This window comes from Bacillus sp. GB_SG_008 (assembly GCF_052038115.1).
Classification (GTDB): Bacteria; Bacillota; Bacilli; order Bacillales; family Bacillaceae_G; genus Bacillus_A; species Bacillus_A rhizoplanae.
The window spans coordinates 359532-385538 of record NZ_JBPZSK010000005.1 but is presented as its reverse complement, the minus strand read 5'-3'; the positions used below and the strand labels follow the sequence as shown (position 1 = coordinate 385538).

28 protein-coding genes and 1 riboswitch are annotated in these 26007 nt (G+C 35.0%); of the genes, 9 read left to right on the top strand and 19 right to left on the bottom strand.

The features are described from left to right. Window positions 1-26: 26 nt before the first annotated feature. Window positions 27-329: a hypothetical protein gene (locus tag ACTDJC_RS15705; RefSeq protein ID WP_098310781.1), complete on the bottom strand. Its 303-nt coding sequence runs from the start codon at window positions 327-329 to the stop codon at window positions 27-29. Window positions 330-407: 78 nt separating this feature from the next. Next, window positions 408-1304 (bottom strand): intracellular short-chain-length polyhydroxyalkanoate depolymerase, encoded by an 897-nt coding sequence (gene phaZ / locus ACTDJC_RS15700; protein WP_440603969.1) that lies wholly within the window; start codon window positions 1302-1304, stop codon window positions 408-410. 199 nt (window positions 1305-1503) lie between these two features. Between phaZ and ACTDJC_RS15695 the strand changes: the two genes are divergently transcribed. The 3 genes from ACTDJC_RS15695 (at window position 1504) to ACTDJC_RS15685 (ending at window position 4495) form a co-directional block, all read left to right on the top strand. Further along, window positions 1504-1920 (top strand): MarR family winged helix-turn-helix transcriptional regulator, encoded by a 417-nt coding sequence (locus tag ACTDJC_RS15695; RefSeq protein ID WP_440603968.1) that lies wholly within the window; start codon window positions 1504-1506, stop codon window positions 1918-1920. Between the two features lie 17 nt (window positions 1921-1937). Next, complete coding sequence (locus ACTDJC_RS15690) at window positions 1938-3137, top strand: MFS transporter (RefSeq protein WP_440603967.1); 1200 nt, start codon at window positions 1938-1940, stop codon at window positions 3135-3137. Between the two features lie 95 nt (window positions 3138-3232). Then, window positions 3233-4495: a serine hydrolase domain-containing protein gene (locus tag ACTDJC_RS15685; protein ID WP_440603966.1), complete on the top strand. Its 1263-nt coding sequence runs from the start codon at window positions 3233-3235 to the stop codon at window positions 4493-4495. Window positions 4496-4534: 39 nt separating this feature from the next. Here the strand turns inward: ACTDJC_RS15685 and ACTDJC_RS15680 are convergent, their stop codons facing one another. The 3 genes from ACTDJC_RS15680 to ACTDJC_RS15670 all read right to left on the bottom strand — a co-directional run bounded on the left by ACTDJC_RS15680 (window position 4535) and on the right by ACTDJC_RS15670 (window position 6034). Then, window positions 4535-4903 (bottom strand): hypothetical protein, encoded by a 369-nt coding sequence (locus ACTDJC_RS15680; RefSeq protein ID WP_440603965.1) that lies wholly within the window; start codon window positions 4901-4903, stop codon window positions 4535-4537. Beyond that, window positions 4900-5475, bottom strand: coding sequence for an NAD(P)H-dependent oxidoreductase (locus ACTDJC_RS15675; protein ID WP_440603964.1), 576 nt, complete (start codon window positions 5473-5475; stop codon window positions 4900-4902). The genes ACTDJC_RS15680 and ACTDJC_RS15675 overlap by 4 nt, the downstream gene beginning before the upstream one ends. Before the next feature lie 292 nt (window positions 5476-5767). Beyond that, entirely contained in the window at window positions 5768-6034 is a 267-nt protein-coding gene (locus ACTDJC_RS15670) for a hypothetical protein (RefSeq protein ID WP_440603963.1), read from the bottom strand. A 101-nt stretch (window positions 6035-6135) separates the two neighbouring features. After that, window positions 6136-6234: riboswitch (SAM riboswitch) on the bottom strand. A gap of 146 nt (window positions 6235-6380) precedes the next feature. Between ACTDJC_RS15670 and ACTDJC_RS15665 the strand changes: the two genes are divergently transcribed. Then, window positions 6381-6572: a hypothetical protein gene (locus ACTDJC_RS15665; RefSeq protein ID WP_440603962.1), complete on the top strand. Its 192-nt coding sequence runs from the start codon at window positions 6381-6383 to the stop codon at window positions 6570-6572. A gap of 116 nt (window positions 6573-6688) precedes the next feature. Here the strand turns inward: ACTDJC_RS15665 and ACTDJC_RS15660 are convergent, their stop codons facing one another. From ACTDJC_RS15660 to rraA, 7 genes are all read right to left on the bottom strand, one after another. Further along, window positions 6689-7411 carry a YwiC-like family protein gene (locus ACTDJC_RS15660; RefSeq protein WP_440604018.1) on the bottom strand — a complete coding sequence of 241 codons (723 nt, stop codon included), beginning with the start codon at window positions 7409-7411 and terminating at the stop codon, window positions 6689-6691. Between the two features lie 340 nt (window positions 7412-7751). After that, the gene (locus tag ACTDJC_RS15655) at window positions 7752-8438 is read right to left on the bottom strand and encodes an ECF transporter S component (protein WP_440603961.1); all 687 of its coding nucleotides are present in this window, start codon (window positions 8436-8438) and stop codon (window positions 7752-7754) included. Then, window positions 8414-10066, bottom strand: a complete 1653-nt coding sequence (locus ACTDJC_RS15650; protein ID WP_440603960.1) for an ABC transporter ATP-binding protein — start codon at window positions 10064-10066, stop codon at window positions 8414-8416. Before ACTDJC_RS15650 ends, ACTDJC_RS15655 begins: the two co-directional genes overlap by 25 nt. Continuing rightward, a complete protein-coding gene (locus tag ACTDJC_RS15645; protein WP_440603959.1) occupies window positions 10045-10923 on the bottom strand; it encodes an energy-coupling factor transporter transmembrane component T in 879 nt (292 codons plus the stop codon). Before ACTDJC_RS15645 ends, ACTDJC_RS15650 begins: the two co-directional genes overlap by 22 nt. A 6-nt stretch (window positions 10924-10929) precedes the next feature. Beyond that, window positions 10930-11709, bottom strand: a complete 780-nt coding sequence (locus ACTDJC_RS15640; protein ID WP_440603958.1) for a DUF4430 domain-containing protein — start codon at window positions 11707-11709, stop codon at window positions 10930-10932. Window positions 11710-11764: 55 nt separating this feature from the next. Next, window positions 11765-13417, bottom strand: a complete 1653-nt coding sequence (locus tag ACTDJC_RS15635; RefSeq protein WP_440603957.1) for a DUF4430 domain-containing protein — start codon at window positions 13415-13417, stop codon at window positions 11765-11767. Window positions 13418-13884: 467 nt separating this feature from the next. Further along, window positions 13885-14370, bottom strand: coding sequence for a ribonuclease E activity regulator RraA (rraA, locus tag ACTDJC_RS15630; RefSeq protein WP_440603956.1), 486 nt, complete (start codon window positions 14368-14370; stop codon window positions 13885-13887). Between the two features lie 121 nt (window positions 14371-14491). On the opposite strand from rraA, the gene ybaK reads away from it, so the two are divergent. Then, a complete protein-coding gene (ybaK, locus tag ACTDJC_RS15625; protein ID WP_429710207.1) occupies window positions 14492-14965 on the top strand; it encodes a Cys-tRNA(Pro) deacylase in 474 nt (157 codons plus the stop codon). A 343-nt stretch (window positions 14966-15308) separates the two neighbouring features. Next, entirely contained in the window at window positions 15309-16607 is a 1299-nt protein-coding gene (locus ACTDJC_RS15620; protein WP_440603955.1) for a histidine--tRNA ligase, read from the top strand. A 159-nt stretch (window positions 16608-16766) separates the two neighbouring features. Here ACTDJC_RS15620 and ACTDJC_RS15615 read toward each other — a convergent pair whose 3' ends face one another. The 7 genes from ACTDJC_RS15615 to ACTDJC_RS15585 all read right to left on the bottom strand — a co-directional run bounded on the left by ACTDJC_RS15615 (window position 16767) and on the right by ACTDJC_RS15585 (window position 23428). After that, a complete protein-coding gene (locus tag ACTDJC_RS15615) occupies window positions 16767-17363 on the bottom strand; it encodes a hypothetical protein (protein ID WP_440603954.1) in 597 nt (198 codons plus the stop codon). A gap of 208 nt (window positions 17364-17571) precedes the next feature. After that, window positions 17572-18366, bottom strand: a complete 795-nt coding sequence (locus tag ACTDJC_RS15610; RefSeq protein WP_440603953.1) for an SDR family oxidoreductase — start codon at window positions 18364-18366, stop codon at window positions 17572-17574. 57 nt (window positions 18367-18423) lie between these two features. Continuing rightward, window positions 18424-20079, bottom strand: coding sequence for a putative ABC transporter permease subunit (locus ACTDJC_RS15605; protein WP_440603952.1), 1656 nt, complete (start codon window positions 20077-20079; stop codon window positions 18424-18426). Further along, window positions 20072-20797: an ABC transporter ATP-binding protein gene (locus ACTDJC_RS15600; protein WP_440604017.1), complete on the bottom strand. Its 726-nt coding sequence runs from the start codon at window positions 20795-20797 to the stop codon at window positions 20072-20074. The genes ACTDJC_RS15605 and ACTDJC_RS15600 overlap by 8 nt, the downstream gene beginning before the upstream one ends. Window positions 20798-21098: 301 nt before the next feature. Beyond that, complete coding sequence (locus ACTDJC_RS15595; RefSeq protein ID WP_098310801.1) at window positions 21099-21293, bottom strand: hypothetical protein; 195 nt, start codon at window positions 21291-21293, stop codon at window positions 21099-21101. 491 nt (window positions 21294-21784) lie between these two features. Further along, window positions 21785-22624 (bottom strand): hypothetical protein, encoded by an 840-nt coding sequence (locus tag ACTDJC_RS15590; protein WP_440603951.1) that lies wholly within the window; start codon window positions 22622-22624, stop codon window positions 21785-21787. Window positions 22625-22675: 51 nt separating this feature from the next. Further along, window positions 22676-23428: a GNAT family N-acetyltransferase gene (locus ACTDJC_RS15585; protein ID WP_440603950.1), complete on the bottom strand. Its 753-nt coding sequence runs from the start codon at window positions 23426-23428 to the stop codon at window positions 22676-22678. A gap of 383 nt (window positions 23429-23811) precedes the next feature. On the opposite strand from ACTDJC_RS15585, the gene ACTDJC_RS15580 reads away from it, so the two are divergent. The 3 genes from ACTDJC_RS15580 to ACTDJC_RS15570 all read left to right on the top strand — a co-directional run bounded on the left by ACTDJC_RS15580 (window position 23812) and on the right by ACTDJC_RS15570 (window position 25870). Continuing rightward, the gene (locus ACTDJC_RS15580) at window positions 23812-24639 is read left to right on the top strand and encodes a DUF2785 domain-containing protein (protein WP_440604016.1); all 828 of its coding nucleotides are present in this window, start codon (window positions 23812-23814) and stop codon (window positions 24637-24639) included. A 77-nt stretch (window positions 24640-24716) separates the two neighbouring features. Beyond that, window positions 24717-25166, top strand: a complete 450-nt coding sequence (locus tag ACTDJC_RS15575; RefSeq protein ID WP_440603949.1) for an NUDIX hydrolase — start codon at window positions 24717-24719, stop codon at window positions 25164-25166. A gap of 236 nt (window positions 25167-25402) precedes the next feature. Continuing rightward, complete coding sequence (locus ACTDJC_RS15570; RefSeq protein ID WP_440603948.1) at window positions 25403-25870, top strand: GNAT family N-acetyltransferase; 468 nt, start codon at window positions 25403-25405, stop codon at window positions 25868-25870. Window positions 25871-26007 lie beyond the last annotated feature (137 nt).

The following is a 26007-nucleotide window of genomic DNA, read 5'->3' as shown; positions in this document are numbered from 1 at the left end:
AAGCTAGAAGTCCAAACTTCTAGCTCTCAGCCGTTCCATATTTGAGCTTTCACATATTTCTGCATATGATTTGAAAATGATTTCAAATTTTGGGTATACACAGCGGGTTGCTGCACAACTACACCTTGTACTGGATTCGAATAGATTACATAATACTTCGTTCCATATACTGGAGGGAATGTTTGAAAATATAATTTCTGAATATGCATATTAGTTCCATTTAACAAAGGCTGCATATGCACAGCTCCATAACGAATAGATGGGTAAACAGATGCTCTTGGAACATTTGGCGATATAAATACAACTGGTTCAATATAAAAAACATCCATAATACTTCTCCTTTTAGAAACCGTAACTCTACATTATATGTTATTTATTCATAAAAGGAAGTGGATAGGAACCATTTACTACCTTTCCAAAAACGTAATCGTTTCATTTATAAATACCCCTAGACAATCAATAAAAGGAGAATGTCCACAATCTTTTAGCACGACTAATTTTGCATTTGGCAGATGCTTTGCTAGCTCTTCACCAACCGCTTTTGGAACAACATAATCACGATCACCTTGGAGAACTAATGTTGGTACTTGAATGCGATTAATATTCCCATTCCCAGCTACAACTCCATTATGTTCATCTGATATATTGAATGTTACAAGCGCATAATTTACATCAATAAAATTACGCTGCGTTAACATATCATCAAGATATTTTTCATACCGTTCTGGATCAGGTTGATGCTTAGTGTAGATAAGCAAATTCCATATAGTGCGATAATATTGCTTATTCATTTGTTTTAAAGCTTCCACAACAGGTACAATTTGAACAGGATCTTGCGAAATTTCTTCTTTTGTTTTCAATAAGTTTGAAACAATTGGCTGACCGTTTATATCCTTCTTAAAAATCGGATATCCTTTCATCCCTACAGATTCAACTAGTATGAGTTTTTTCACATCCATCGGATAAGAAGCAACAAACTGCATTGCAACTCCTCCACCCATTGACCATCCTACCAATGAAAAATCTTTCAATTGCAATTCATCCACAAACAGCTTTACATCTTGCGCAAAATCGTTTAATGAATCTATAGGCTGATGGTAAGTTGAAAAGCCAAAACCACGTAAATCAAGAGCAAAAATATGATAAGAATCTTGTAACTGTTCTATAACTAAATCCCAATGCTGTGAAGATGTCATATTCCCGTGAATAAGCACTAATACTTCTGTTCCACTTCCCACTTCTTGATAGGCAATTGTTTCGCCATTTGATAATACTACTGACTTCATAATTGTAGGTTTAATCATCCTCTTTCCCCCTCAAAATTATCAATAACACATAATTTAAAAGACAGAAAATTCTCAACTTTATAATACCATACGGAATATACGTTCTCAATCTAAAAATTAACGTACTTTTAACATAAGCGTGGCGCACAGACTACTAGACAATTCAGAAAAAAAGGGATATAGTTAGCTAGGCAACTAATTAGGAAGGAAGAAATATATGGACGAAAAACAACATTTTTTTCACGTCGTCAGTCAAACTTCTCGGAAATTTTCCAAAAAGTTTAATGAACGTGTTTCTCCAACTGGTTTATACAGTGCACAGTGGGCTGTAATCTTCAGATTGCATCAGACTGGACCTTGCACACAAACTGAACTATGCCAATATTTAAACGTTGAATCACCAACAATGACTCGCACTTTAACACGCATGGAATCGATGGGCTGGATCACTAGAAAAGAAGGAACGGATCGACGCGAGAAGCTCATTTCTTTATCAGAAACAGCACTAGTAATGATTCCAATGTGGCAGGAAGAGGTAGACTCATTTGAGGAAAAAGCACTGCAAGATATCAACGATGAAGAACTTCGTCGTGCTTTTCACGTACTACAAAAAGTAATTCGTAATCTAGATTAGAAATTGGAGGGATGACTATGAAAAGTCAAAGACTTTGGGCGAAAGACTTCATCGGAACATGTTTGAGTAGTCTATTTCTCTTTTTAACATTTTATATGCTCATGACAACCTTACCCATATATGTCATCGACGGACTAAATGGAAAACCTGGAGAAATGGGTCTTGTTGCAACAGTGTTTCTAATTTCTTCTGTACTATGCCGACCATTTACAGGTAAATGGCTCGATGATTTAGGAAGAAAGAAAATTTTATTTATCTCTCTTTCACTCTTTTTAGCTGCAACAGTAATGTATTTTGGTGCTCAAAGTTTATTTTTATTACTAGCTTTGCGCTTCTTACATGGTATCGGATTTGGGATGGCAACGACAGCTACTGGTACAATCGTAACAGATGTAGCCCCGGCCCATCGACGCGGTGAAGCACTTGGTTATTATGGAGTATTTATGAGTTTACCAATGGTTATTGGTCCTTTTTTAGGATTAACTATCATTTCTAAATTTTCGTTTACAGTTTTATTCATTGTTTGTTCTATATTTTCTATGCTTGCTTTTCTATGCGGACTACTAGTAAATATTCCTGACGAAAAAACAACTGTAAAGAAAGAAAAGAAACATATGCAATGGAAAGATTTAATCGAGCCTTCAACAATTCCAATTGCTATCACAGGCTGCGTACTTTCCTTTTCCTATAGCGGTATCCTTTCATTTATCCCGGTTTATGCAAAGGAACTTGGCATGGCTGATATTGCAAGTTATTTCTTTGTCGTATATGCAATTGTAGTTGTTATTTCTCGTCCATTTTCAGGTAAAATATTTGATCGATTCGGAGAAAATGTTCTCATTTATCCCTCTATTATGATATTTATGATTGGAATGTTCACTTTAAGTCAAGCGCAAACGCCATTTTGGTTACTTGCTGCCGGTGTACTTATCGGTATAGGATACGGAACCTTAATTCCGAGCTTCCAAACAATTGCAGTTAGTGCCGCTCCGCACCATCGACGCGGATCTGCAACAGCTACTTATTTCTCATTTTTTGATACAGGTATGGGTATCGGATCTTTCGTACTAGGTATTATCGCAGCACATTCAAGCTATCATAATATGTATTTTATTTCTTCTATTATCGTTGCATTTACATTACTTATTTATTATTTTCTGCACGGGCGAAAACAAAAGTTCAAAAAGCAAACAACACAAGGAAAATTATCTGCTTAATGAGCAAAAAAAGAGAGTAAACTTCTATGTTTACTCTCTTTTTTTTGCTCATTAAGAAACTTATACCTTATAATGAAAGCATAAGGAGGCTTGTTATGAGATTCAAAAAATCCCCTCTAATTTTAATCGTTTTTCTTTTTTTATTTATATTAACCGGTATGAGCTTTACGTTATTCAAACAAAATAAAGAGTTTTCCTCAAAACAAACAGTAACGAAAAAAAACTGGTTAAATGATCCATATCTTCGTTGGTCGTATTCACATATGCGAGAATTTGCTTCCACAAAAGTTGTCGCTAAAAATCAAAATTATGTATCTCCCCTTCCAACTAACTTGGAAAATTTAGATGATTTACATATTACAGATGAAAATAATGATAATACGACTGTTCTTCAATTATTAGAAAAATACAAAACAGATGCTTTTATTGTCCTACACGATGATAAAGTTGTATATGAACGGTATTTTGATGGATATAAAGAAAATGAACCACATGGTATGGCTTCGTTAGCAAAAGTATTTACTGGGTTTCTCATTAGCACACTCATTGAAGAAGGAAAGCTACAACCCGATATAACTGCAGAAACTTACGTAAAAGAATTACAAGGAACACCATTTGGAAAGGCAACAATTCAGCAACTACTAGATATGCAGGTTTCAGTAGAATACCCAACTCATGGCTTTAAACAAGCTGGATTAGCTAATCAAGATGCACAATTATATTTAGCGAGTAATCTTCTTCCTCGTGGCAAAAACTATGATGGACCGTTAAAAATTTATGACATGTTACTAGAAGCAAACGAAACTGCTGCTCCTGGAGAGAATTTTTCATATGATAACGGTTCCGCCGAAACGCTTGGATGGGTGATTCGTACTGTGACAGGAAAATCCCTAGCAGACATGGTAAGTGAACGTTTTTGGTCACAACTTGGAGCTGAAGAGGATGCTTATTATGTTGTTGACGAAACAGGAGTGGAACAGGCCAGCGCGGGCTTAAATGCAACCGCTCGAGATATGGCAAGGTTCGGAAAAATGATTGTGGACAATGGCGTATATGACGGAAAGCAAATTATTTCTTCTTCTATCATTGATGAAATTAAGAATATTAAAAAATACGAACTGCCAGTTGGAGATGGTGAAGCATATTCTTATCATAATCAATGGTGGATTCCCCATAATGAACATGATGCCTTCGAAGTACTTGGGAGTTATGGACAACGATTATATATCGATCCAACTGCAAATATGGTTATCGTTCATTTTTCATCAAATGCTAATCATAACGGAGAAATACAATCCGCATATAGTGATATGTATTTACAAATTGCAAAACACTTACAAAAAAGAACCTCCAATTAGGCTTTAATTTTCGAAGTTTTTGTTACAAAAAGAGCTGTCTTATGGCAGCTCTTTCTCTATAATCGTAATTATATTTTCCCATTGTTCTTCTGAGAAACACAAAGGTTCTAACTGAAATACCATCGAACACAAGTCTTCTATATAATGGACATTTGCCTGTAAAAATTCCCATCGGAGCAACTTAGGTATATATAAATCTGCAACCTGTTTATTTTGCTCTACTAAAATGTCTACTTCTCTCTCACAAATACCCCTTATAAGATATTCTTCCCGCACTTCTTGTTTAACTTTAGAAAATTGCTTGCTATTCTCTTTTAACCTAAATAAACAAGAAAGGTAAGAATAAAACAAATCATCTTCTCTTTTACATACATTCATAATTTTATAAATTTGTTCCCTATTTTTCATAATTCCGCTGCCTTTTCATATATCTTTTGCAGCCATTTCTCTCTTTTTTCTTGTTTACTATTTTTCACAGATTGAAATACAGAACGCTTTATGTTACGTATCCCGCAAAAGTGCAATATTCCTTTCTTCATCACAATCCATTCAGCTGATCGGTATAAAAGAGCTACATACCATAAAGGAGAATCTAGTGTATAAATCACCCATGCTTGTTTTCCTGCGAGCAATCCTTTAGGCATGATCCCTTCATATTTGTAAGCAAAACCTGAAACTAATACTCGGTCAATAAATCCCTTTAATATTGCCGGCATACCCCACCACCAAATTGGATAAATAAAAATGAAGTAATCTGCCTCTGCTACTAGTTTCCTATATTTCTCCGTTTCTTCCTCATGCGCTAAATCTCTTCTCTTTTTTGTCTCGTTAAAGGTTAAAACAGGATTAAAATGTTCCTTATACAAATCAAGTACGGTTACAGAGTGATTTGTTTTTTGTAATCCTTGTTCCACATGTTTCAAAATAGCAGCGTTGAAACTTGATGGGTTTGGATGCGCGTATACAATCAATATATTCATTGCAAACAACACCTTTCCATTAATTCCCTTTTGACTTTTCGTGGGCCCACATGCTATTCTAATACATGTCAAAGGGCAAGTCCCTTCGGCAAAAACAATGACACCTATTCGGCGATGGTGTCTTTTTTATTTGTTAGCCGAGAACGCCCATCTTTCGGGGCACATTTAATTTTTGAACACTACACACTCAGCACCATTTCCTTATAAAAAGACTGCATAGTACAGTCTTTTTATCTACATACCTCGAAAATAAGTGAATTTTCAAATAAATTATAACATAAAAAAAGAGAGATCAACTCCCTCTTTTCTCTTTTACTATGTAGTAAATCCCCTTATTAACTATATATTTGTGTGTCTCTGCTAAAGTAATTTTTCCATCCAGTTTTAGTTCATCGAGTAACCGCAGTAAATAAAATTGCTGAAGCATCTTTTTCGCAAATTTCCCTTTATGTTCAGAAGCAATATACTCTTGAATATCCAATAACGTAATCGGCTCTTCTTGTTCTTCCATATATTCGTAAATTGCACTTCGCAATGTAATATATTTTTCAATTGTCAAAGCTATGTCCACTCCTTTCTTCTCGTTGTCCATCTTTCATTATCGGTTTTTTAACAATAAAAAAACCTCTTCGATAAGAAGAAGCGGAACATATCTCTTCCTTCTTATCTTTCAGAACAAAACTGTTCTGCTGGAATTAGCACCTGCATTGCGGTTGCTGGGTTTCATCGGGCCAGTCCCTCCACCTCTCTGGATAAGAAAATATTCACTTTATCTCTTACTATAATGAATATAACCAAAAAAGTCAATTCTTATAAGAATAATCAGGATTTATTTTTTAGAAAACTATTATATTTTGTTTCGTTTTGCTCATACTACAAATGTATAGACCAAAGGAGGTGCAATCATGCAAAAAAATGCACGTGGTCATGTTCAAGATTCTTGCCAAGCTTTACATGAAGCAAAAAACTGTTTACAAAACGCCTTGCAAACAGTCGAGAAATCAGATAATCGTCAACGTATTGAACAATCTATACAAGCTGTTCAACATGCGTTGCAACAGTGCGATAGTACAGCAGATATTTTATCTCAAGAATAAAGTGAAACTTCCATCACTTGGGGGGCCTACTGCCCGTTAATACGGGCTAAAAAATTCCCAACAATAAAAAGTAAGCACGTATGAATCGTGCTTACTTTTTATTCATTAACTTAATATCAACCCTTAAATCGAAATAATACTGTAGTAGCAATGAAAAAATAAACTGAATTGACGATTTCCCACACACCAACTTTTAGAACAGTTACTTTTTTACCATATAACACAATAGCGCGAATGCAACTTGGAATAAAAGCAATGACAAACCAAGGAGACACAATGAACGTACCGACTACAAGTGATAAATGGTATCCCCATGAAATCCAACGATATGTTGGATTTTTCTTTTCTCGAATCATCGTTTTCACATAGAACGTACTTCCCATAAAGTATAAAAATGAAACAAGTGCGATTAGCCATGCTGTTTCATCAATTGTTTTCATTGTGAAATAATAACTGATCATTCCGCCAATACAAAAAACGATAATAGCACTAACATCATTCAGTAATGCTCGTTCATTCTTTTGACGAGCAAAAAAAATGTTTACAAAAAATAATGGAATCATATATATTGCAAAAAAAAGAATACGCCATTCGTATGTAAGTGGAACTATACCAAACAAAATAGCAAGACTAAAATAAATGAGCGTCCAGTGTAAATAGCGCTTTTGTCGCATTTGTTTCACATACATTAAAAAGGGATATGTTGCTAAATAGACAAATAGCCATGCTAAAAAAAGTGGTATGTGCTGCCATGTCGCTTTGCCAATTAAAGCACTAAGCAAAAATGGGATAAGAAGCATCGCCCATGCACCATGTTGTTTTGGAATCACTGGCTTTATCATATAGACACCTCAACTTCGAAAATCATTCTCAATGTTTATTATATATAATCAATCCTGCTGTTTCTGAGGAAATTTTGTCTATAATTAAACATTTTGAAAATTAAAGAATTCATTCACAACACACACCGTATGAGAAACAATGATGAATTGGATTCTAATACCTAAATAGTTAATTAGAAATACACTTACTTATAAATAAAAAAGACACCCCTTACATCATGTAAGAAGTGTCTCAAAAGGCGAACGAATATGTAAGTCGCGATCCTACAGTATATATTTATGCCTTATAAAAAAAATTTATTCTCTATTTACTTGAGAAAACGTATATTGCATTTTTTTATTCTAATATACCGTACTTCTTCTTAAAACGTGCCAATATTTTAATCCAAGATGTGCTAAACACCAAAAGAAAAAATACATTTGAAAGTGCGTGTGCAAGATCAAAATAAAAACTTGTAATGTATGCCTTTATAAAAGTATCCCATGTTAGTTCTTTCAAAAAACCAATAAGAAACCATAAATTCATAATCCAGTTAAAAGCAAATCCTGCTATAAACCCAAAGAGAGCTCTTCCCCATAATGCTTTCATCATCCACGTATGACGCAGCAGTCCAGCTGAAAAACCCATCATACCCCAGCAAAACATTTGCCACGGGGTCCAAGGTCCTTGTCCTAGGAATATATTAGAAACTAACGCAGCTGTTGCACCGATAAGAAAACCCGTCTCACTACCAAATACAATTGCAGATACAATAATAACAAACGAAGTTGGTTGTACACTCGGAATAATAGAAAATGGAACGCGGCTAATCGCAGCAATTGCCGCTAGGACAGCTACAAGCACAATTTCACGAGAAACAAAAGCTTTTTTCTCAAAACGCACATAAAATGGCAACATAATCACAATTAAAAGGAACAGACTGCACCATATATAATATTGATCCGTCACAAAAGACGTAAATAAAAGTGTAATAATCAACACTAAAAAAACGACTACAACTATACCAGCATATCTTTTGGACACGCCTCAAACACATCCTCCCATGTTAAAGCATACGGCAGTTGTTTACGAATAAAACGATTAACAGATGTTGTATAAAAAAAGTTCTCACTAAAAAAACGTGCCGGTGTGTCTTCCATAATAATTTTCCCATCAAATAACATGATACAGTTATCTACATATTTCGCTGCAAATTCAATATCATGCGTCGCCATAACAATCGTCGTTCCTTCTCTTTGTAATTGCTGAAACAACTTGCCAAGCTCTTCTTTCTTCCCTGGATCTAATCCCTTTGTCGGTTCGTCTAGTAATAATAGATTTGGCTTTGACAATAACACTGTACAAAGAGCAATTAATTGCTGTTCTCCGCCGCTACAATCATGCGGATGGCGATTACGAATATGCAAGATTGAAAACTTCCGAAGCATTTCTTCTACTTTTTCATTCGCTTCTCTTTTATATAATTCTTGCGCACGGCTAAAAAGCTCGTCCCAAACAGTATCATGTGTAAAATGGTAGTAAGGGTGCTGCGAAACATAACCGATTTTTTTAAAGCGCTCTTTCACTTCCGTTTTATGAATGGGCTTTCCTTCCCAAACTACTTTTCCTCTGCGACACTTATGTAATCCTGCTAAAAGCGTTAATAACGTTGATTTCCCAGTACCATTTTTCCCAACAAGCGCTGTCCATTGTCCCTGTTTAACCGTCAGCATCAAATCCTGCAAAATAAACGGTCCATGCTTTTCATATTGAAATGAAACGTGGTTTGCTTGTAATAATACATGTACCTTTTCTGTATGCTGCGATGGTATATCATACTGAAATTCATTTAAAATAGGGGAAATTTGTTTCTGTGCATCACGTACTGTAAACGGAACGTGTTCAGTCTTCCATTCTAAAAACAAACGTGGAATTTGCGGGATATATGGGCGAAACTCTTCTACTTTCCACATTTCTAGAATTACTTCACTTGGGTTTCCATCATAAACAATTGTACCTTCATCCATAAAAACGATTCGGTCTGCCAGAGGAACCACTTCGTCTAAACGATGTTCACTCATAATGATTGTAATTCCTAATTCTTCATGAATTCGTTTCAATAGTCCTAAAAAATCTTTTGCTGCAATTGGATCTAGCTGTGCTGTCGGTTCATCTAATAACAACAATTTAGGCTGTAAAACAAGTACAGCAGCTAAATTTACAAGCTGCTTTTGTCCTCCAGATAACGTATGTACAGATTGATGCAATATATCTTGAAACCCTAAAAAACTGATTAATTCAGCAATTCTTTTTTGAATGACCGTTGTTTCATAGCCGACATTCTCAAGAGAAAATGCAAGTTCTTGAATAACAGTATCCATCACAAGCTGATTCTCTGGGTTTTGAAACACCATGCCAATTTCTTGAGCCGATAATAAGTCTGGTATTGTATGTAAAGATTCTCCATCATAATACATGCTGCCTTCTCTCATTCCAATTGGGAGAAGTTCTTTTTTGAAATGTTTTAATAACGTCGTCTTGCCGCAACCAGAACGTCCTGCTAACACGACAAATTCTCCATGGGAAACCGATAAAGATACATTACATAAAGCGGCAGACTCCTCGTCTGAATATGTAAATGAAAGTTGTTTTATTTCTGCATGCGCCACCATAACCACTCCCTCCCTTCTACTAAAATTGGTAGACTTATATACATTAGAAATGGAATAAACAAAAACAGATCATTTTGTTGTAAAAGGAGTGATTCTACTTTTGGATAAATCGTTAAAACACCATATCCTATACTTACTCCGAAAAGGCAATATACAAATAAAATTACTAACAAAGTAAGGACAAGCCAATCTCTATGTTCCATACGGTATCGAATATATGTACTTCGTTTTGTCACTCCAAATCCTCGTGCCTGCATAGAATCAGCGGTTTGAAGGGCTTCTTCTAATGAACAAACTAATAATACTTGCAAAAGCTTCATGCCGTTCTGTGCCCTTTCTTTCAGAGAACCCGCATCCACTTGAACTCCTTTTGTCTTTTGCACAAGTGTAATATTGGTGAGACGTCTCATAAATAAAGGTACGAAGCGAACTGTAATCATTGTAAGCAATGCTACTTTCGGAGAAATACGGGAAAATAAATATAAAAACTTATGACTCGATATCATTTCATTATAAGAAGTAAACGTAAACATAATACCAACCAACGATAACGCCATTGTGCATCCATATGTTACAGCTTCTAATGTAATTGGATTATAACCAATATAAAATAAAATCGTACTGCCTCGATGTGTTAATAACGGATTAGCTATCGTAATAATAAAAGCGAATAGAAGTATACTAGGCAACATTTTTCTCAATTTTTCTCCATTACCTTGTATAATATTTAATATAAGAATCATACAAATTGCACCAATTAAAAAAACAGGGTGAAGACATACCATACATAGTATAATCACCCCTACATAATACAAAAAATTGACAAGTGGATGCATAGAAGAAAACGCTAATCTCATTACTTGTTACCGATTTTCCTTCCTATAATCTAACGCATAAAACCATTCAATTTTATCTCCTTGTTTCACTTTATACTTGCCCGCACTTATATTGGCATTAACTCCATTTACACTATACATCCAACCACTTAGGTCGCCTTTATCTTTTTCATATAAGTTATTTATCCCGCGAACATATACACTACTTCCAGATCCACTAGCTTCCATTTGAATCCCTTTTTGCTTCATTGTACGAGCTAATACCTTAAAAACAGTATCTCCCTCTTGAAGTTCTACTTCCGTTCCCCCTAAGATCGTACTTTGATCATCACGTACGGATATCGTAACCGTCTTTACCTCTTGTTGTGGTTGTGATTCCGTTTTTGGCTCTGGAGCAGGTTGTACCGGTGAAGGAGTCCCTTCAGAATGACCCTGTACAGACTGTTGGTTTTCAGCTGTTTGTTGTACATTTTCCTGCTTCGGCGTTTCTTTCGGCTCATTTACAACTTTAGATTTTTCTTGAGACTGTGCTTTTTGCTCTTGATTTTGTGATTGTTCTACGTTTTGTTTTTGCGCTGGATTCTGTTCGATAGACTTTGAATCTGCAGCTTTTTCTTCTTGAGATTTCTCTTCTTGTTTCTGTTCTTGTTTCTGTTCTTCTGAAGATTGCTGTTCCTGTTTCTTTTCATCTTTTTGCTCTGTTTGTTTTGCGTCTGTCTTTTTATCTGTCTTTACCTCATTTTGACTACACCCAGTGATTAAACTAAATGAGAAAACAAACAACACAAGCCATTTCAGCATTTTCATAATTTCTCACACCTTTCGCAATAAAATTAGGAGCAAATATTTGCTCCTAATTTTGTCAAGCTGCTTTTCTTCTCCATAATACATATGCAGCGCCAATGCACAGTACGCCTAATGCAGCTGGCATAGCAGTATTTAATCGAGACATACCTGTTTCTGGTAAACTATGTTTTTCTACTTTCGCTTCCTTTTGTACAGTTTGATCTTCTGAAGCTACAATTGACTGTTTATCCGCTTGTTTTTGAGGTTCCTCTGTTACAGATTTCTCATCACCTGTTGGTTGTTTCGGCTCTTCCGTTGAGTTATCCCCTTCATGGGTTGGTGTTGAAGCGTTTGTCCAATCGAAAATAGAACCTTTACCATTTAAATAGTTCTTATACTGAACAAGCGCTAACATCGCTTGCTCAGTTGCCATACTATCTTCCTCAGTATCGTTTGCCAACCATTTAAATCCACCATTCTCTAATTGATAAGATAGTAAATTTTGAACCGCATTATAATTATTTTTTGTATATGTAGTACTTGTTGGATCTATGCCAGCTGCTGCAAGTCCAAGAACAACTTCTGCTACACTGTTGCCATTTTCTACACCGCCGGATGTAAATCCACCTTTATCTGTCTGTATACTCGCTAAATATTGCTTCGCTTTATCTAATGCTTGCTTTACTTCCGCTTGATCTTGATATGGTGCTAATGCTGAGAAAACCATTCCAGTTACATCTGCATCACTTGGTTCCTCTAATTTCCCCATATACGCCCATCCGCCATCTGTATGCTGTGATTTTAAAATTGCATTTACTAATGTATCGCGGTTCCATTTCGCATCAACTGGCACGTCATATTTTTTTGTATCTAATGCAAGTAAACTAAAAGTATATCCTGTAATAGAATCTATTTTCTCAAAGTTATATAATTTTGAAATTAAGTTATTACTAGCAATATTTGTTGGGTCACCTTCTACCGCTGAAACTGCTAAAATTGTACGTGCTAACTCAGTGGAAGAGAATTTATTTTCCTTCTCTTTAATACGCTCTTCTAATGATTGTAAATAGTTTGATTTTATCTCTTTAGAAACTTCTTGACCTGATTGAGTTAGACCAATTACAACCCAGTCACTATCTATACCATCTTTCATCATCTTTTGTACAGTTTTTACAATTGCTTCATCAACTTTCTTCGTTACATCACCTTTTATAGGTTCTTGCGGTTTTGGTGCATCAGGTTTGTCTGTACCTGGGTTGTCTGTATCAGGCTGTTTCTTACATGTACCAAGTTCATCTAACACTTGCTGCAAAGTTTGTTGACTCATATTGTTCCAGTCTAAAACAAAACGATAAGCCACAACATCTCCATCTTCTAGCTTATAGCTATCTGCACCAACCATCGGTGATTTGTTATTCACTTCATAAGACCAGCCGCTCGTTTCACCAGACATTAATCCATCAATGCCTTTCACGTATACACCATACTTCGTGTTTTCTGCGGTTACTTTACTCCCCATTTCTTTTTGCAGTAAACTATAGGCCGTTTCTCCCTCTTGAATTGCAACTTCTTTTGGACATAGCATAATCCCTTTTTGTGAATCTCCAACAATTGCTAACGTTGCTGTTTTGCCTTCAGCAAAGGCAATGTGTACGGTATTTGCAAAAGACAAGAAAACTAATGCAATCGTCATGAATGACATGAATAACCATTTTTTCATGTTTGCCATACTATTTATTCCTCCCCTTTCCTAAAAATCGCATAAAAAAATACCCTCAAAGGGGCGCGCATAAACACGCTTCAAACAAGCGTTCAACGGATGCACAGCACCTCTATCTCCATAGGTTATTGTATTTGCATAGGTAAGGTACCCCGTTTATGAAATAATGACTTTTTGCATCTTCTGATAAAAAAGGTACAAAGTCTTCTCATTTACAGTAGCGGAGTAACATTGAAACTCCGCCGAACTTCCTCTTTTTTTACCTAGTGAAACACTATGCTCCTATACAATTCACAATATTACAAAATTCTGTACTATTTTACTATTTTTATATTTTTTTGTCTATCATTTATCGTATTTGCTTTTTAAGAATACCAATATTCTTGTAACGCTCTTTTTAAAGTCTTATATTGATGTGCATTTGTATCTGAAAATATTTCTATCATTATTTACCTTCGAATTTCCTTTTCTTCACATCATGACTCATGGTGAATTTCTTTTTTACTTAGAATCACACCATCTTCATCAACATAGATATAATCTCCTGGAATCCAAGAAACCCCTCCAAAGGACACAGGAATATTTGTTTCTCCATTCCCTTCTTTCACGCTTCGCTTTGGCATCGTTGTAATCGCTAAAATACCAAGCTCGATTTTACTAAGCTCTACACAATCACGAACACAGCCATATATAATAATACCTGCTAAATTTCGTTCCTTTGCAATGTTTGCTAAATTATCACCAAGTAACGCACAATTTGTTGAGCCTTCTCCGTCCACAACTAATACTGTACTCTCAGGTAACGTTTCTAGCGCTTGCTTCACAAGTACATTATCATCTTTTACTTTCACCGTTGCAATTTTCCCGTGAAACTGCTTTTTCTTTCCGTATGATTGAAACAGAGGCCTACATACTTGTACTTCAGTTTCATATGCATCATAAAGATCAGTTGTTCTCCACATCTTTTTCCCTCTTTCCTTTTCAAAATATATGTTACATATTCTTGTCCTTTCTCATTTTCCCTGTCTTATTTTGCAAAATTTTGTATACTAAAAATAAGAACCAAAAAAGGAAGTGTGGAAAATGAGTAGTAAAACAAACGCTTGTCGTTTATTAGATAAGCATAAAACTCCGTATACAATACATGAATATGAGTGGGACGAAGAGAATTTAGATGCAAAACATGTTGCTGAGCAAGTTGATTTACAATTAGAACAAGTCTTCAAAACTCTTGTCCTTCGCGGAGATAAAACTGGGGTAATTATGGCTTGTATACCTTCACATAAAGAGCTCAATTTAAAAGCATTAGCGTCTGCAAGTAAAAACAAAAAGGTAGAGATGGTTCCAATGAAGGAAATACTAGGATTAACAGGATACATACGTGGCGGTGTTTCACCTCTTGGCGTGAAAAAAAATTACCCACTTTTTATTGACGAATCTGCTGCAAATTTAAATCCAATCAGTATTAGCGCTGGAAAAAGAGGATTACAAATCTTTATTGATGGTGCAGACTTTATTAAAATAAGTAATGGAACACTTACATCGATTACTTCATGAAAAATCTGTCTCATACATGAGACAGATTTTTTACCCTCACTACATTTTTTAATAAAGTGAAACTTCCATAAGTGAGAAGCTTACTACCCGTCAACAGCGAAACGAAAATTGCTTGATAATTCAAATTAATTTTGGTATGATATAAAAAAATTTAAGGAGAGATTGCTTATGTTAAAACGTAATACTTCTTTCCAACTTCATCATCATATATAACGCCTTGTATCCGAAGAATTTTTTCTTCGTGGGTACAGGGCTATTCCTGTTACCCACGAAGCGACTATAAAGCTATGTGGGTATTTTTATACCTACATGGCTCTTTTTATTTTAAAAAGGAGTGATAAACATGAACTTACAAAACATAAAAGGAACAAAAGACTATTTACCAGAAGAACAAGTACTGCGTAATACAATTAAACGGACTTGTGAAGAAACATTTGAAGCTTACGGCTGTAAGCCATTAGAAACACCTATTTTGAATATGTACGATTTAATGGCTTATAAATATGGAGGAGGTGCTGAAATTTTAAAGGAAATGTATACCCTTCGTGATCAAGGCAATCGTGAACTTGCACTGCGTTATGATTTAACAATTCCTTTCGCAAAAGTTGTAGCTATGAATCCAGAAATCCGTCTTCCGTTTAAACGTTATGAAATCGGGAAGGTATTTCGTAATGGTCCAATTAAACAAGGCAGATTCCGAGAATTTGTACAGTGCGATGTAGATATTGTTGGAGTTGAATCCATTATAGGGGAAGCTGAATTAATGGTAATGGCACTCGATATATTTAACAAATTAAACCTAGATGTAACTATTCAATATAACAACCGTAAGCTATTAACAGGAATATTACAAGCTATTCAAATCCCTCAATCACAAATACAAGATGTTATTTTATCTGTAGATAAACTTGAGAAAATCGGCATTGAAGGTGTAAGAAATGATTTAATAAATCGAGGATTACAAAACGAAACAATTGATATATTATGTAAGACGTTGGAAACATGTATGTCTATGCAGCTCTCTGAATTTGATAAAACATTCTCTGATCCACTTGTAAAGGAAGGCGTTACTGAGCTTCAAGAACTTGAGCAATACTTAATTGCACTTGGAGTTGAATCTAATACAGTATTTTCTCCTTTTCTCGCAAGAGGTCTTACAATGTATACAGGAACGATTTATGAAATCTTTTTAACGGATGGTAGTATTACCTCTAGCATTGGTAGCGGTGGCCGGTATGATCATATTATTGGTGTATTTCGAGGTGATAATAAATCTTATCCGACAGTTGGAATTTCCTTTGGTTTAGACGTCATTTATACTGCGCTTATACAAAAAGAACGTGCCTCCTCTTCTGTCGATATCTTTGTCATTCCACTCGGAACGCAGGCAAAATGTTTAAAAATTGCACACACATTGCGAACAAATGAAAATTTAAAAGTAGAACTCGAACTAACAAATCGTAAATTAAAACGTGCCCTTAACTATGCAAACAAAGAAAACATTCCGCATGTACTTATTGTCGGTGAAGAAGAAATAAATAACAATGTAGCGGTTTTACGAAATATGAAGGAAGGAACTGAACAAAATATACCTCTTGCTTGTATTGAAAATGGTACGTTAAAACAATATTTATATCGTTAATCGCACCAATCTCTCACATACCATATGTTTTATTAAAAAGTTGTGTTATGTATTCGTTGCAACTAATCATAAAAGGAGAAACGTACACATCTGCTACGTTTCTCCTTTTATTACATAGGCTATATATAAGATAAGATTTAATTTCATCTTCATTTTTTATTAAAGCTTATTCAAAAATTGATTTAAATCTTGCTTTGTTTTCGTAGTTAACGTTTTTAACTTTTTTAAATCCTGCTTTTGTTTTTCCATTTCAACAATTAGTGGGTATAAATTTTGTTCGATTGTTTTATAATCGGATGGATGTTTTGTTTCAACTTCCTTCTCAACTACATCCCATTTATCAGCAATCTGCTTTCCTAGTTTATTTACAGTTTCTTGTTTCGGATTTGCTTTCAATTGCTTGTCCACTTCTTCTATTAACTGTACAACTTCTGTTACTCCACTTTTCATACTAGCATTTTGCTTTGCATTTGTTGATTTTGTTTCTTTTGTTCCGTTTTTCTCATTTTTCGTTTGTTCTGTATTCGTTGATGTCGCTTCAGTTTTCCCATCTGCACTTGTTGTTTTTGATTCCTTCTCCTCATTTTTACTCGTATTTGTTTGGTCTGCACTTGTTGTTTTCGCTTCTTCTTGAGCGTTTGTTTGTTCCTTTTTACTTTGATTTGCTTGATCTTTTTCTGTTGAGGTACCGCAAGCTGTAATGGAGAGCATCGCTCCAATCGCCAATGAAGCAATCGATATTTTTTTCAAATTCATAATAAGCCTCCTAAAATTACAATTTCACCTCCCAAATAGTTTTCTATATCCTTACAAAAATTCCTTTTATTATTTATTACAAACACAAATTTCTCAATAAAGTGAAACCTCCATCAGTGGGGGTTTTTTCATCCCCCACTGATGGTTAGTTGAACCAATCGGGCTTTTACGGACAGTTAGCCCCCACCTATCTTCTTCGCTTTTTTCTTCATCTTGAGGTGGGGGTCTTACTGTCCGTTAATGCGGGATAAAATCCTCCTGTCGAATGAATAACCTGCCCCGTTACCCATGCTGCTTCTTCACTTACTAAAAAAGCGATCAACTGAGCTGCATCCTTCGGCTCCCCAACTCTTCCTGTTGGAAACCTTGTTGCAAGATATTGTTTCATTTCTTCATTCATCCACCCTGTATTGGTTGGTCCTGGATTAACCGCATTTACTGTAATCCCCTTTTTCGCAGCAGCAGGTGCAACTGAAGCTGTAAATGTTTCGATAGCCCCCTTTGTTACGGCATATGCAAGTTCATCTGGCATCGGCGCTAATGATTGCCCCGACGTAAGGTTAATAATTCTTCCGCCTTTTTCTTTTGTAAAGTGCTTCATAAATAGTGTACTTAACAAAATCGGCGCTCTTATATTTACTGTATAATGCGAATCTAACTTTTCCACATCGATTGAATCATAATTTGTATTTATAGAATACGCAGCATTATTTACTAAAATTGTCGGCTCTCCAAAATGTTCTGATACCATATATAACAAACGGTTCGGTGCATAAGACTGCGCCAAATTAATCTCAGCCATATCACAACGTACACCAAAACTTTCAACTTCTTCTTTTAATAGAAACGGTTCATCTCTTTCCATCCCCCAAGGCATTGTTTTATCATAGCGAGGCCAATAAGTAAAAAAGATATCTGTCCCTTTCTGAGCTAATTCTTTGCAAACCGCTGCTCCAATACCATGTAACCGAGTTGCACCTGTGACAATTGCAATTTTCCTCATAGCGACTTCTTCCCCTCATATAATAAATCCTCTGTATAGTAACAGAGGATTTACAATTTATTTAATATTTGCTAGGATACGTTCAGCACCCAGTTGTAAACTACGAGATACAATAACATTTACAATAGTAAAAACAACTAGGATACTTAAAAACATACCCCACATTCCAATTCCTAATAAGAAAAATAACGCACATACTCCACCAACAGTAATACCAACTAATAATACATTAACAAGCCAATTCCAAAGCGTAGTATAACGACCTTTAAACATTTTTTGTTCAGAATCCCAATGAATATCAGCTGTTTGTGCATCCCAGCGTGTGCCAATTAAATTGTTTAACCATAACCCATTTGCACATAGCAAGAACCAAAGTAAGATAAATACTGGCGACACACCACCTATAATGATAAGCACAAGACCAAAGATAGCTAAAATAGTAGTATTAATGAGCCAAGCTGTAAATACTTTCGCAAAGAAAATGCCGTCTGCCTTGACTGGTAAATAGCGATTGATAAACCAAGTGCGACCTTCTCTTGAAAAAGATGTTGTCGCAATAACGTTTGATCCCATTAAAAACATACCTGCACAAAAAGCAAGACCAAGCGCAAGACTTGCTGTTTCACTATCTTTTGCAAATTTATTTAACCAAGCTAAGTTGCCGTCTTGCACAAAAATAATAAAGAAAAACATAATTGGCATAACAAATGTTTGCACAATACAGTTAATAAAGAATTGTGGCGTGCGAAACAAAATACGAAACTCTTTTTTCACATATGCTTTCCAATGTGAATTTTGTATAGTAGCTTTATTAAAATTCTCAGAAGAAATTACTTCTTTTTTCGCAGTACTATTCGAAAGTCCAATAACTCCTTTTAAATATGTACGCTCCGCAACATAGAAAAACAGTACATAAAACGCAAATGAAATGGCAGCGAAAAGAAGTAAATATAAAATTCCTTTCCACGAAACACTTTCTATTAACGCCATTGCCCCAAAATATGTTGTCGGAAAATAGTTTGTCATTTCTACTAGAAACGAAGATTGATTATTTGCAAAATAGTCTGCTGCCATTTGTCCGGAAGCAGCACTTCTATTTTTCCATTGAATAAATACATTAATGCCTACAATCATCAACAAAGTAAATAAACCCATTAACATATTACTTCGATCTTTATTTTTTGCGATATTTGTATAACGCATAATTACTGTCATGAGAAGCGAAGCGAGAACTAACGGAATGATCGGGAAAAATATGTAAACAATTAGAGCGTATACATAATATGTAATAAAAGCACTACTTTGCAACCCATATACAATAAAGATTGGAAATAAAACAAAAGAAGCCATCACATATTGTGTAATTAAAACCGTAATAAACTTTGCAGTAATAATATGGGCTGGCTGAAGTGGTAATGGTAATAACATTTCAACGTCATCATTATAATAAAATACTGTTAAAATTGTCGTAATACTAACCACAAACACCCATATACTTCCAATCGATAACCCCATGCCAATAAGTAAGTTTTCCTGACCAACTTGTTTTAATCCCCCATACATTCCATATGCAAGCGGACCTATAAACAAAAATCCAACACACATAAGGCCCAAAAATGAAAACAAATATACAGCACGTTTCTTCTTATCGGTTAACATATCGGCATAATTCATTTTTAATAATATTTTTGTTAACATCCAAATCTTATTCATTTTCTGTCATCTCCAAGAACATTTTTTCAAGAGATTCATTAGATTCAAAATGCTCTCGCATTTCTGCTAAATTCCCTCGAAATTGAAGTGTTCCTTTATTAATAATCGCAACTTGATCACATAACTTTTCAGCCACTTCTAGCACGTGCGTCGAAAAAAATACCGTTTTCCCTTTATCGGCATGTTCACGCATCATTTGTTTTAATATAAATGCTGACTTGGGATCTAATCCTGTCATCGGTTCGTCTAATACCCATACGTCTGGATCATGCAAAAGAACTCCGATAATAATAATTTTTTGACGCATTCCATGTGAATAACTTTGAATTTGATCGGACAATGCTTCGTATAAACTAAAACGTTCTGCTAGTGTTCGAATCTTTTCTTGACGCACATCTTTCGGAACATCGTACATATCCGCCATAAAATTTAAATATTCAATCCCTTTTAAGCGTAAAAACATATCGGGACTGTCAGGAACATACCCAAATAACTTTTTCGCTTCAAGCGGCTCTTTTGTAATGTCTTTTTCATTTACAGAAATCGTTCCGCTATCAAGAGAGTGAACACCCGTTATCATCTTAATTGTCGTTGATTTCCCCGCACCGTTTGGGCCTAAAAAACCAAATATCTCTCCACTCGGCACTGTTAAATCCAAATTTTTTACCGCAAATTTACTACCATTATAGCTCTTTGATACATTAACAATTTCAATCATCATTATCCATTCCTTCCCTTGTTTTCCAATAATCACTATCTAATTATAGCATAATACATTTTTAGATTTTTATAACTTTTTAGATTTATTAATTATTAATATCCTAGACTTTTCATTTTCAACTTACATACTTTATCCCACATTAAAGGGCAGTAACCCCCCACTGATGGAAGTTTCACTTTATTAAAAATGATAAAAAACGAAGAGGATTGTCTCTAAAAAATCCCCATCAAAGACAAAAAAGAGAGTGCTTATATGTCGCACTCTCTTTTTCTTTATTTTTTTTACTACACCGTATTTTTCATCCATAAAAATATATATACGAAGCTACTCCAACTACTAAAATGACCCCTAAACAAAGATAAATGATAGAAAGTCTCGTTATATTTCCTTTTGTCGAGGTTCCATAATCTTCTTGCTCAGTTTTCCCAACCATTACCGTTCCAATAACCGTTAATCCTACTATTATTAATATTACTAATATCCATAGTAGCATGTCCCTATCCCCTCCCTTAGTTACAGATTTTATACTATTTATAGTGTTAACAACGTGGATATATTTGTAAATGTTTTGACAATTCTTAAAATAACTACAAATACTATGATTTAGCATCTTTTTTCATAACAATCGGTTTTGTTTGTATCCATTGCACAATCAATCTCGGAAAAATGTGAGTGCGCAAAATTTCTTCGTCCTCATTTCTAGAAAGCCCACACCTATCTTCTTCAGCTTCCTAAAATCTTGAGATGAGAGTCTTATATCATAAAGCATACTCTGTCTACAAGTGCAGAAAATAAAAAGAGAGCGATTCTAAAAATCGATTTCATCGCTCTTTAGACCCTCTCCCTTAAATTTTCTCTTTTTTCTAACTTGCCTTTCGTAAATCCAATCCCTTGTTCAGCACATTGATCCACAGAACCATAAATAATGTTAATTTCATTAACGACTGCTTGTAAATTGCTCCACTCTTATCTCAAACCTTGCACCTAAAGAGTAAAGATTGCTTGTATTTTTCCAAAGGACGTGCACGGCGTCCCTCGAAATACATAAGCAATTTGTTCATCCCCAAAATCTTGATATACAACTGTGCCTCTTTGTGGATGCGTATAATATTCACAATTTCCAATCTTTTGCGGGGAACTATAGTTTCTGATCCATGAGGATGCAGGACGATAACTATAATTTGTATGCCGACATGCCCATAGCGCATATAACTGCTCTTTTGTATCCCAGTATATATACTGTGTTTCACGATTACCAAAACCAACAGACTCTAGCTTCCATGAACTCGGAACTAGAAGCGGTAATGATACAAATTCTTTTTCTTCTGGAGAACGCCATATAGAACAACGATTAGTTTCGCCTACACTATCTTCTATATGAGCCTGAAAGCTTAGATGGTGAAATGGTAATTTCATTTGTCGTTTTGCTGCCTCTAATTCAAATGGCTGTAATCCATACAAAAATTCCTCCATCTGATGTTGTTCTATAACTCCATTATCAATAGAAATTTCAATTTGCATTTTCCACTTAGAAGTTACATAACTATCATTTCCTTTATAATTTATACCACGCCAATATGTTAGTGTGTTATATCGAAAACATTCTCCCTGCGCTTGGCACAGGCAACTATCAGGAAAAGTTGGTTCCATAATATCCAGAAAAAACTGTTTCACACGAAACATTCCTGTGGGTGTTATCACCTGAAACCAAAGCGTTTCCCACTTCCCGCTCTCCTGCCGTTGTGATATGTGTTCTATATGCCAGTCTGGAAATAAAAATTCAGGATATAAAGGAATTATTCTTTTAAATGTTTGTTTTAACATACAATTCCTCCCCTAAACTTATTTCTTTAGTACTTCGAAGGGGAGCTCTATTTATCCTTTTCTAATCACCCTTGTATATTTCTCTATCTTCCCTAACTGTATACAGTTGTTGTTAGAAAACACTCGTTTCATGGCATCGTTCATTTCATCAGTGCTACCTACATAATATGAGGCACCAATCTCTTTTAAAATGTATAATGCTTTTTCATGAAGCTTTGTCCCGTATCGTTTACCACGCATATTCGGGACAATACCAAGATAGAACAATCTCCCTTCTTCTACCGTACCTGGCTCTATGTGCGGCAGAATAACACCTACTGGATCTTTTCCTTGAAAGGCGACTAAACAATGTTCGTTCCATCTGCCGCCAATTTCTGTTTGAAAAGCATATAATAATTGATCTATAGATAACGTTTCTTTCGTATTTAAAGAAAACTGCATAGATTCCAGCCAAATTGTTTTAAAAATGTCTTCTCCTACTTCATCTATTGTTTTCAGCGTAAACGGAACTTCCACATCTGTAACATCAGATAAATCTTTCAGTACCATGACACAACTTTTTTGATGCTGAAATTGTAAACGCTGAAACACCTCTTCATAATGTGTATAATTTGGACTTTTTGATGAAATAACGAAATGTAAATGTAAAACTCCTTTATCCGTTGCTTTTTCTATCCAATCTTGTACAACCTCTGTAACTTGTTCCTTTGTAAAGGAAACTGTATTATTTTCTTCAATCGTAATATAGTACGGTTCTCCTACTAATACTTTAAAATCTCGTTCCATATTAACCAATTGATTCATTCTTTAACCTCTTTCTGTAAAATTTTAAAAATAACATGTTTTCTATTGCATGAGCAGGAGTTTTTATGAATATGTAGAATATTAGACATTTAATGTTTATAACGTAAAGATTCCATTAATAAAGAATTTCTTCACCCTACATCAATGATTAACCTGAACAATTAGGTTCTTATAAAGTGAAACTTCCATCGGTGGGTTTTTTTCACCCCCTACTGATGGAAATCCCACCCAATTGGGCACATACCAGCAGTTATCCCCCACCTATCTTTCTCGTCTCTTTTTGAACCTTGAGGTGGGGGTCATGCTGCCCGTTAATGCGGGATAGACACTAGAGTGTCTTATCGATAAAGCTATAACGAGGGGGAGCATCGTTGAATACCATTATGTTGCAGCAATTACTAGAAACCATTCAAAAAAATGGATATTTACTACCTCAAAATATAGATTTAAATCAATTAAGCTTACATATGCTAGAGCATATCGGAACATTAGACGGCTACTTACGTGATCAACTGATTTACTCTACCTTTTCTCACCTTATTTCACGTGATTATTTTCCTGAGGCTCAGTTAGAAAAATTACTTATGCTAACTTTAGAAGAACAATATTTATATTGTGGCATCACTTCTGATAACACGAATAGTGTGTTTACACGTTCTTTTACAACATTATTAATTGCGTTGATATTATGTGCAGATAATAGAACAAACTTTTTAACACAAGAAACTATTCTTACTGTAAAAGAAAAATTAGTAGACTATATGAACCAGGAAATTGATCTGCGAGGGTATGTACAACCTTATGGGTGGGCACATAGCATCGCTCATGCGTCAGATGCTTTCGATGCCCTTATTCATAATCCAAAATTACCGCCACTATATTACGAAGAACTAACCCATTGCCTTTTAAATAAAATATTCGTTTATTCCATTGTATATCATTTTGATGAGGATGAGCGCATTATTACCCCTCTTCTTTCTATGATATCCCTCGGTTTCTCGCAAAAGCAGCTATTCGATACGATTCGCATCAAACTAAACTTGCTGCCAATATATAAAGCGAGACTCCCAATCAATGAATATTGTATTCTATGCTCAAATATAAAAAATTTCTTGCGTAGTTTATATTTTAGATCAGTACATAATATTCAACTAACTTATACAGCCTCGCAAGCAGAGGTGATGTTAAAAGAACTACCAACATTTTATTAATATACGGAGGTTTACTCCATACGAAACATACTTACAATTTGCACGTATGTAATATGAACAAAGGAAAAGGTGTATATATGGGATATGTCGAAGAAATGCGCAGTTTAGTTGGAAATCGTCCGCTCATTTTAATAGGTTCACATGTGATTATATTAAACGAAAATAATGAAGTACTACTTCAACTTCGCAGTGATTACAATTGTTGGGGCATAATTGGCGGTGCACTTGAATGCGGTGAAACGCTAGAAGAAGCCGCTAAACGAGAAGTCTATGAAGAAACAGGTTTAATCGTTAAACATTTAGAACTATTTCAAAATTTTTCTGGGAAAGAATTCTTCAATGTTTACCCAAATGGCGATCAAGTATATGGTGTTCTCGCTACATATATTTGTCGTGATTTTGAAGGAACATTACGTATCGATCACGAGGAATCAAAAGATTTACGATTCTTCCCTATTCATAATCTTCCTATCAATTTGGGATCATTACATAAATTAATTTTAGACACTTTTTTTAAAAGTATATAGATAAAAGGTGTTCAGTTAAAAAAATGTTTTAAACTGAACATCGCTGGTCTAATTGGATTTCTCTATTCTTATTTTCCTAATTTAAATAAAATAAAGATTTAGACTGGTGAGTAATGGATATTTCATTATTTTTGCTTTTCGATAATGATGCGTTATGTAACTCTACATCATTTTTATGAGATTTAAATGATACCGGATCCCCAAAAATCAAATGTAAAAACTGGAGGTTATCACTCATGTCTCAAGTAAGTCTGAAAAAAATAACTTCTGAAAACTGGCGAGAGGCTCTTGGGCTTTCTGTAAATATTGAGCAACAAGAGTTTGTTGCTGCAGTTACACCTCCTGTTGCTATTGCTCTTGCTAAGGCATACATTAGACCAGACGATAGAATTATCGAACCTTATGGGATCTACAATCAGCAGAAAATAGTAGGTTTCTTTAATCTACACTATACACCTGATAGCAAAGAAGACTTTTGGCTTTTTCATTTTTTCATCGATAAAAGATTTCAAAGAAAGGGATTAGGGTCCTCTGCGCTAGAAGTGTTGATAAAGCATATCAAAGATACGCATCCTTCTTGTCATTGCATTCGTTTAACTGTACACCCTAAAAATGATGCAGGTAAGAAATTCTACACAGAATTTGGATTTACCGATGATCATATACTTACATACGGTGAGCTGACATATTCCTTGTATATTTAGAAAATTATCAATCAGGCATGACAACTACCGATAACATTGATTATGTGAATAGAAAGTTTCTTCAGATCTTCTGAAAGAAATTTTAAAGGTTTTGCGATATATTGATTTTATGTTAACAAAAGGTGCTTTCATGTACA

Excerpts from the sequence above, each read along its gene's own strand:
- ACTDJC_RS15680 (WP_440603965.1), bottom strand. The coding sequence starts at position 4,903 with ATGAAAAATAGGGAACAAATTTATAAAATTATGAATGTATGTAAAAGA.
- ACTDJC_RS15620 (WP_440603955.1), top strand. The coding sequence starts at position 15,309 with ATGAACTTACAAAACATAAAAGGAACAAAAGACTATTTACCAGAAGAA.
- ACTDJC_RS15705 (WP_098310781.1), bottom strand. The coding sequence starts at position 329 with ATGGATGTTTTTTATATTGAACCAGTTGTATTTATATCGCCAAATGTT.
- ACTDJC_RS15590 (WP_440603951.1), bottom strand. The coding sequence starts at position 22,624 with ATGTTAAAACAAACATTTAAAAGAATAATTCCTTTATATCCTGAATTT.
- ACTDJC_RS15580 (WP_440604016.1), top strand. The coding sequence starts at position 23,812 with ATGTTGCAGCAATTACTAGAAACCATTCAAAAAAATGGATATTTACTA.
- ACTDJC_RS15675 (WP_440603964.1), bottom strand. The coding sequence starts at position 5,475 with ATGAATATATTGATTGTATACGCGCATCCAAACCCATCAAGTTTCAAC.
- ACTDJC_RS15575 (WP_440603949.1), top strand. The coding sequence starts at position 24,717 with ATGGGATATGTCGAAGAAATGCGCAGTTTAGTTGGAAATCGTCCGCTC.
- ACTDJC_RS15570 (WP_440603948.1), top strand. The coding sequence starts at position 25,403 with ATGTCTCAAGTAAGTCTGAAAAAAATAACTTCTGAAAACTGGCGAGAG.
- ybaK (WP_429710207.1), top strand. The coding sequence starts at position 14,492 with ATGAGTAGTAAAACAAACGCTTGTCGTTTATTAGATAAGCATAAAACT.
- ACTDJC_RS15635 (WP_440603957.1), bottom strand. The coding sequence starts at position 13,417 with ATGGCAAACATGAAAAAATGGTTATTCATGTCATTCATGACGATTGCA.
- rraA (WP_440603956.1), bottom strand. The coding sequence starts at position 14,370 with ATGTGGAGAACAACTGATCTTTATGATGCATATGAAACTGAAGTACAA.
- phaZ (WP_440603969.1), bottom strand. The coding sequence starts at position 1,304 with ATGATTAAACCTACAATTATGAAGTCAGTAGTATTATCAAATGGCGAA.
- ACTDJC_RS15610 (WP_440603953.1), bottom strand. The coding sequence starts at position 18,366 with ATGAGGAAAATTGCAATTGTCACAGGTGCAACTCGGTTACATGGTATT.
- ACTDJC_RS15585 (WP_440603950.1), bottom strand. The coding sequence starts at position 23,428 with ATGAATCAATTGGTTAATATGGAACGAGATTTTAAAGTATTAGTAGGA.
- ACTDJC_RS15690 (WP_440603967.1), top strand. The coding sequence starts at position 1,938 with ATGAAAAGTCAAAGACTTTGGGCGAAAGACTTCATCGGAACATGTTTG.
- ACTDJC_RS15605 (WP_440603952.1), bottom strand. The coding sequence starts at position 20,079 with ATGAATAAGATTTGGATGTTAACAAAAATATTATTAAAAATGAATTAT.
- ACTDJC_RS15600 (WP_440604017.1), bottom strand. The coding sequence starts at position 20,797 with ATGATTGAAATTGTTAATGTATCAAAGAGCTATAATGGTAGTAAATTT.
- ACTDJC_RS15595 (WP_098310801.1), bottom strand. The coding sequence starts at position 21,293 with ATGCTACTATGGATATTAGTAATATTAATAATAGTAGGATTAACGGTT.
- ACTDJC_RS15665 (WP_440603962.1), top strand. The coding sequence starts at position 6,381 with ATGCAAAAAAATGCACGTGGTCATGTTCAAGATTCTTGCCAAGCTTTA.
- ACTDJC_RS15640 (WP_440603958.1), bottom strand. The coding sequence starts at position 11,709 with ATGAAAATGCTGAAATGGCTTGTGTTGTTTGTTTTCTCATTTAGTTTA.
- ACTDJC_RS15650 (WP_440603960.1), bottom strand. The coding sequence starts at position 10,066 with ATGGTGGCGCATGCAGAAATAAAACAACTTTCATTTACATATTCAGAC.
- ACTDJC_RS15615 (WP_440603954.1), bottom strand. The coding sequence starts at position 17,363 with ATGAATTTGAAAAAAATATCGATTGCTTCATTGGCGATTGGAGCGATG.
- ACTDJC_RS15685 (WP_440603966.1), top strand. The coding sequence starts at position 3,233 with ATGAGATTCAAAAAATCCCCTCTAATTTTAATCGTTTTTCTTTTTTTA.
- ACTDJC_RS15645 (WP_440603959.1), bottom strand. The coding sequence starts at position 10,923 with ATGAGATTAGCGTTTTCTTCTATGCATCCACTTGTCAATTTTTTGTAT.
- ACTDJC_RS15695 (WP_440603968.1), top strand. The coding sequence starts at position 1,504 with ATGGACGAAAAACAACATTTTTTTCACGTCGTCAGTCAAACTTCTCGG.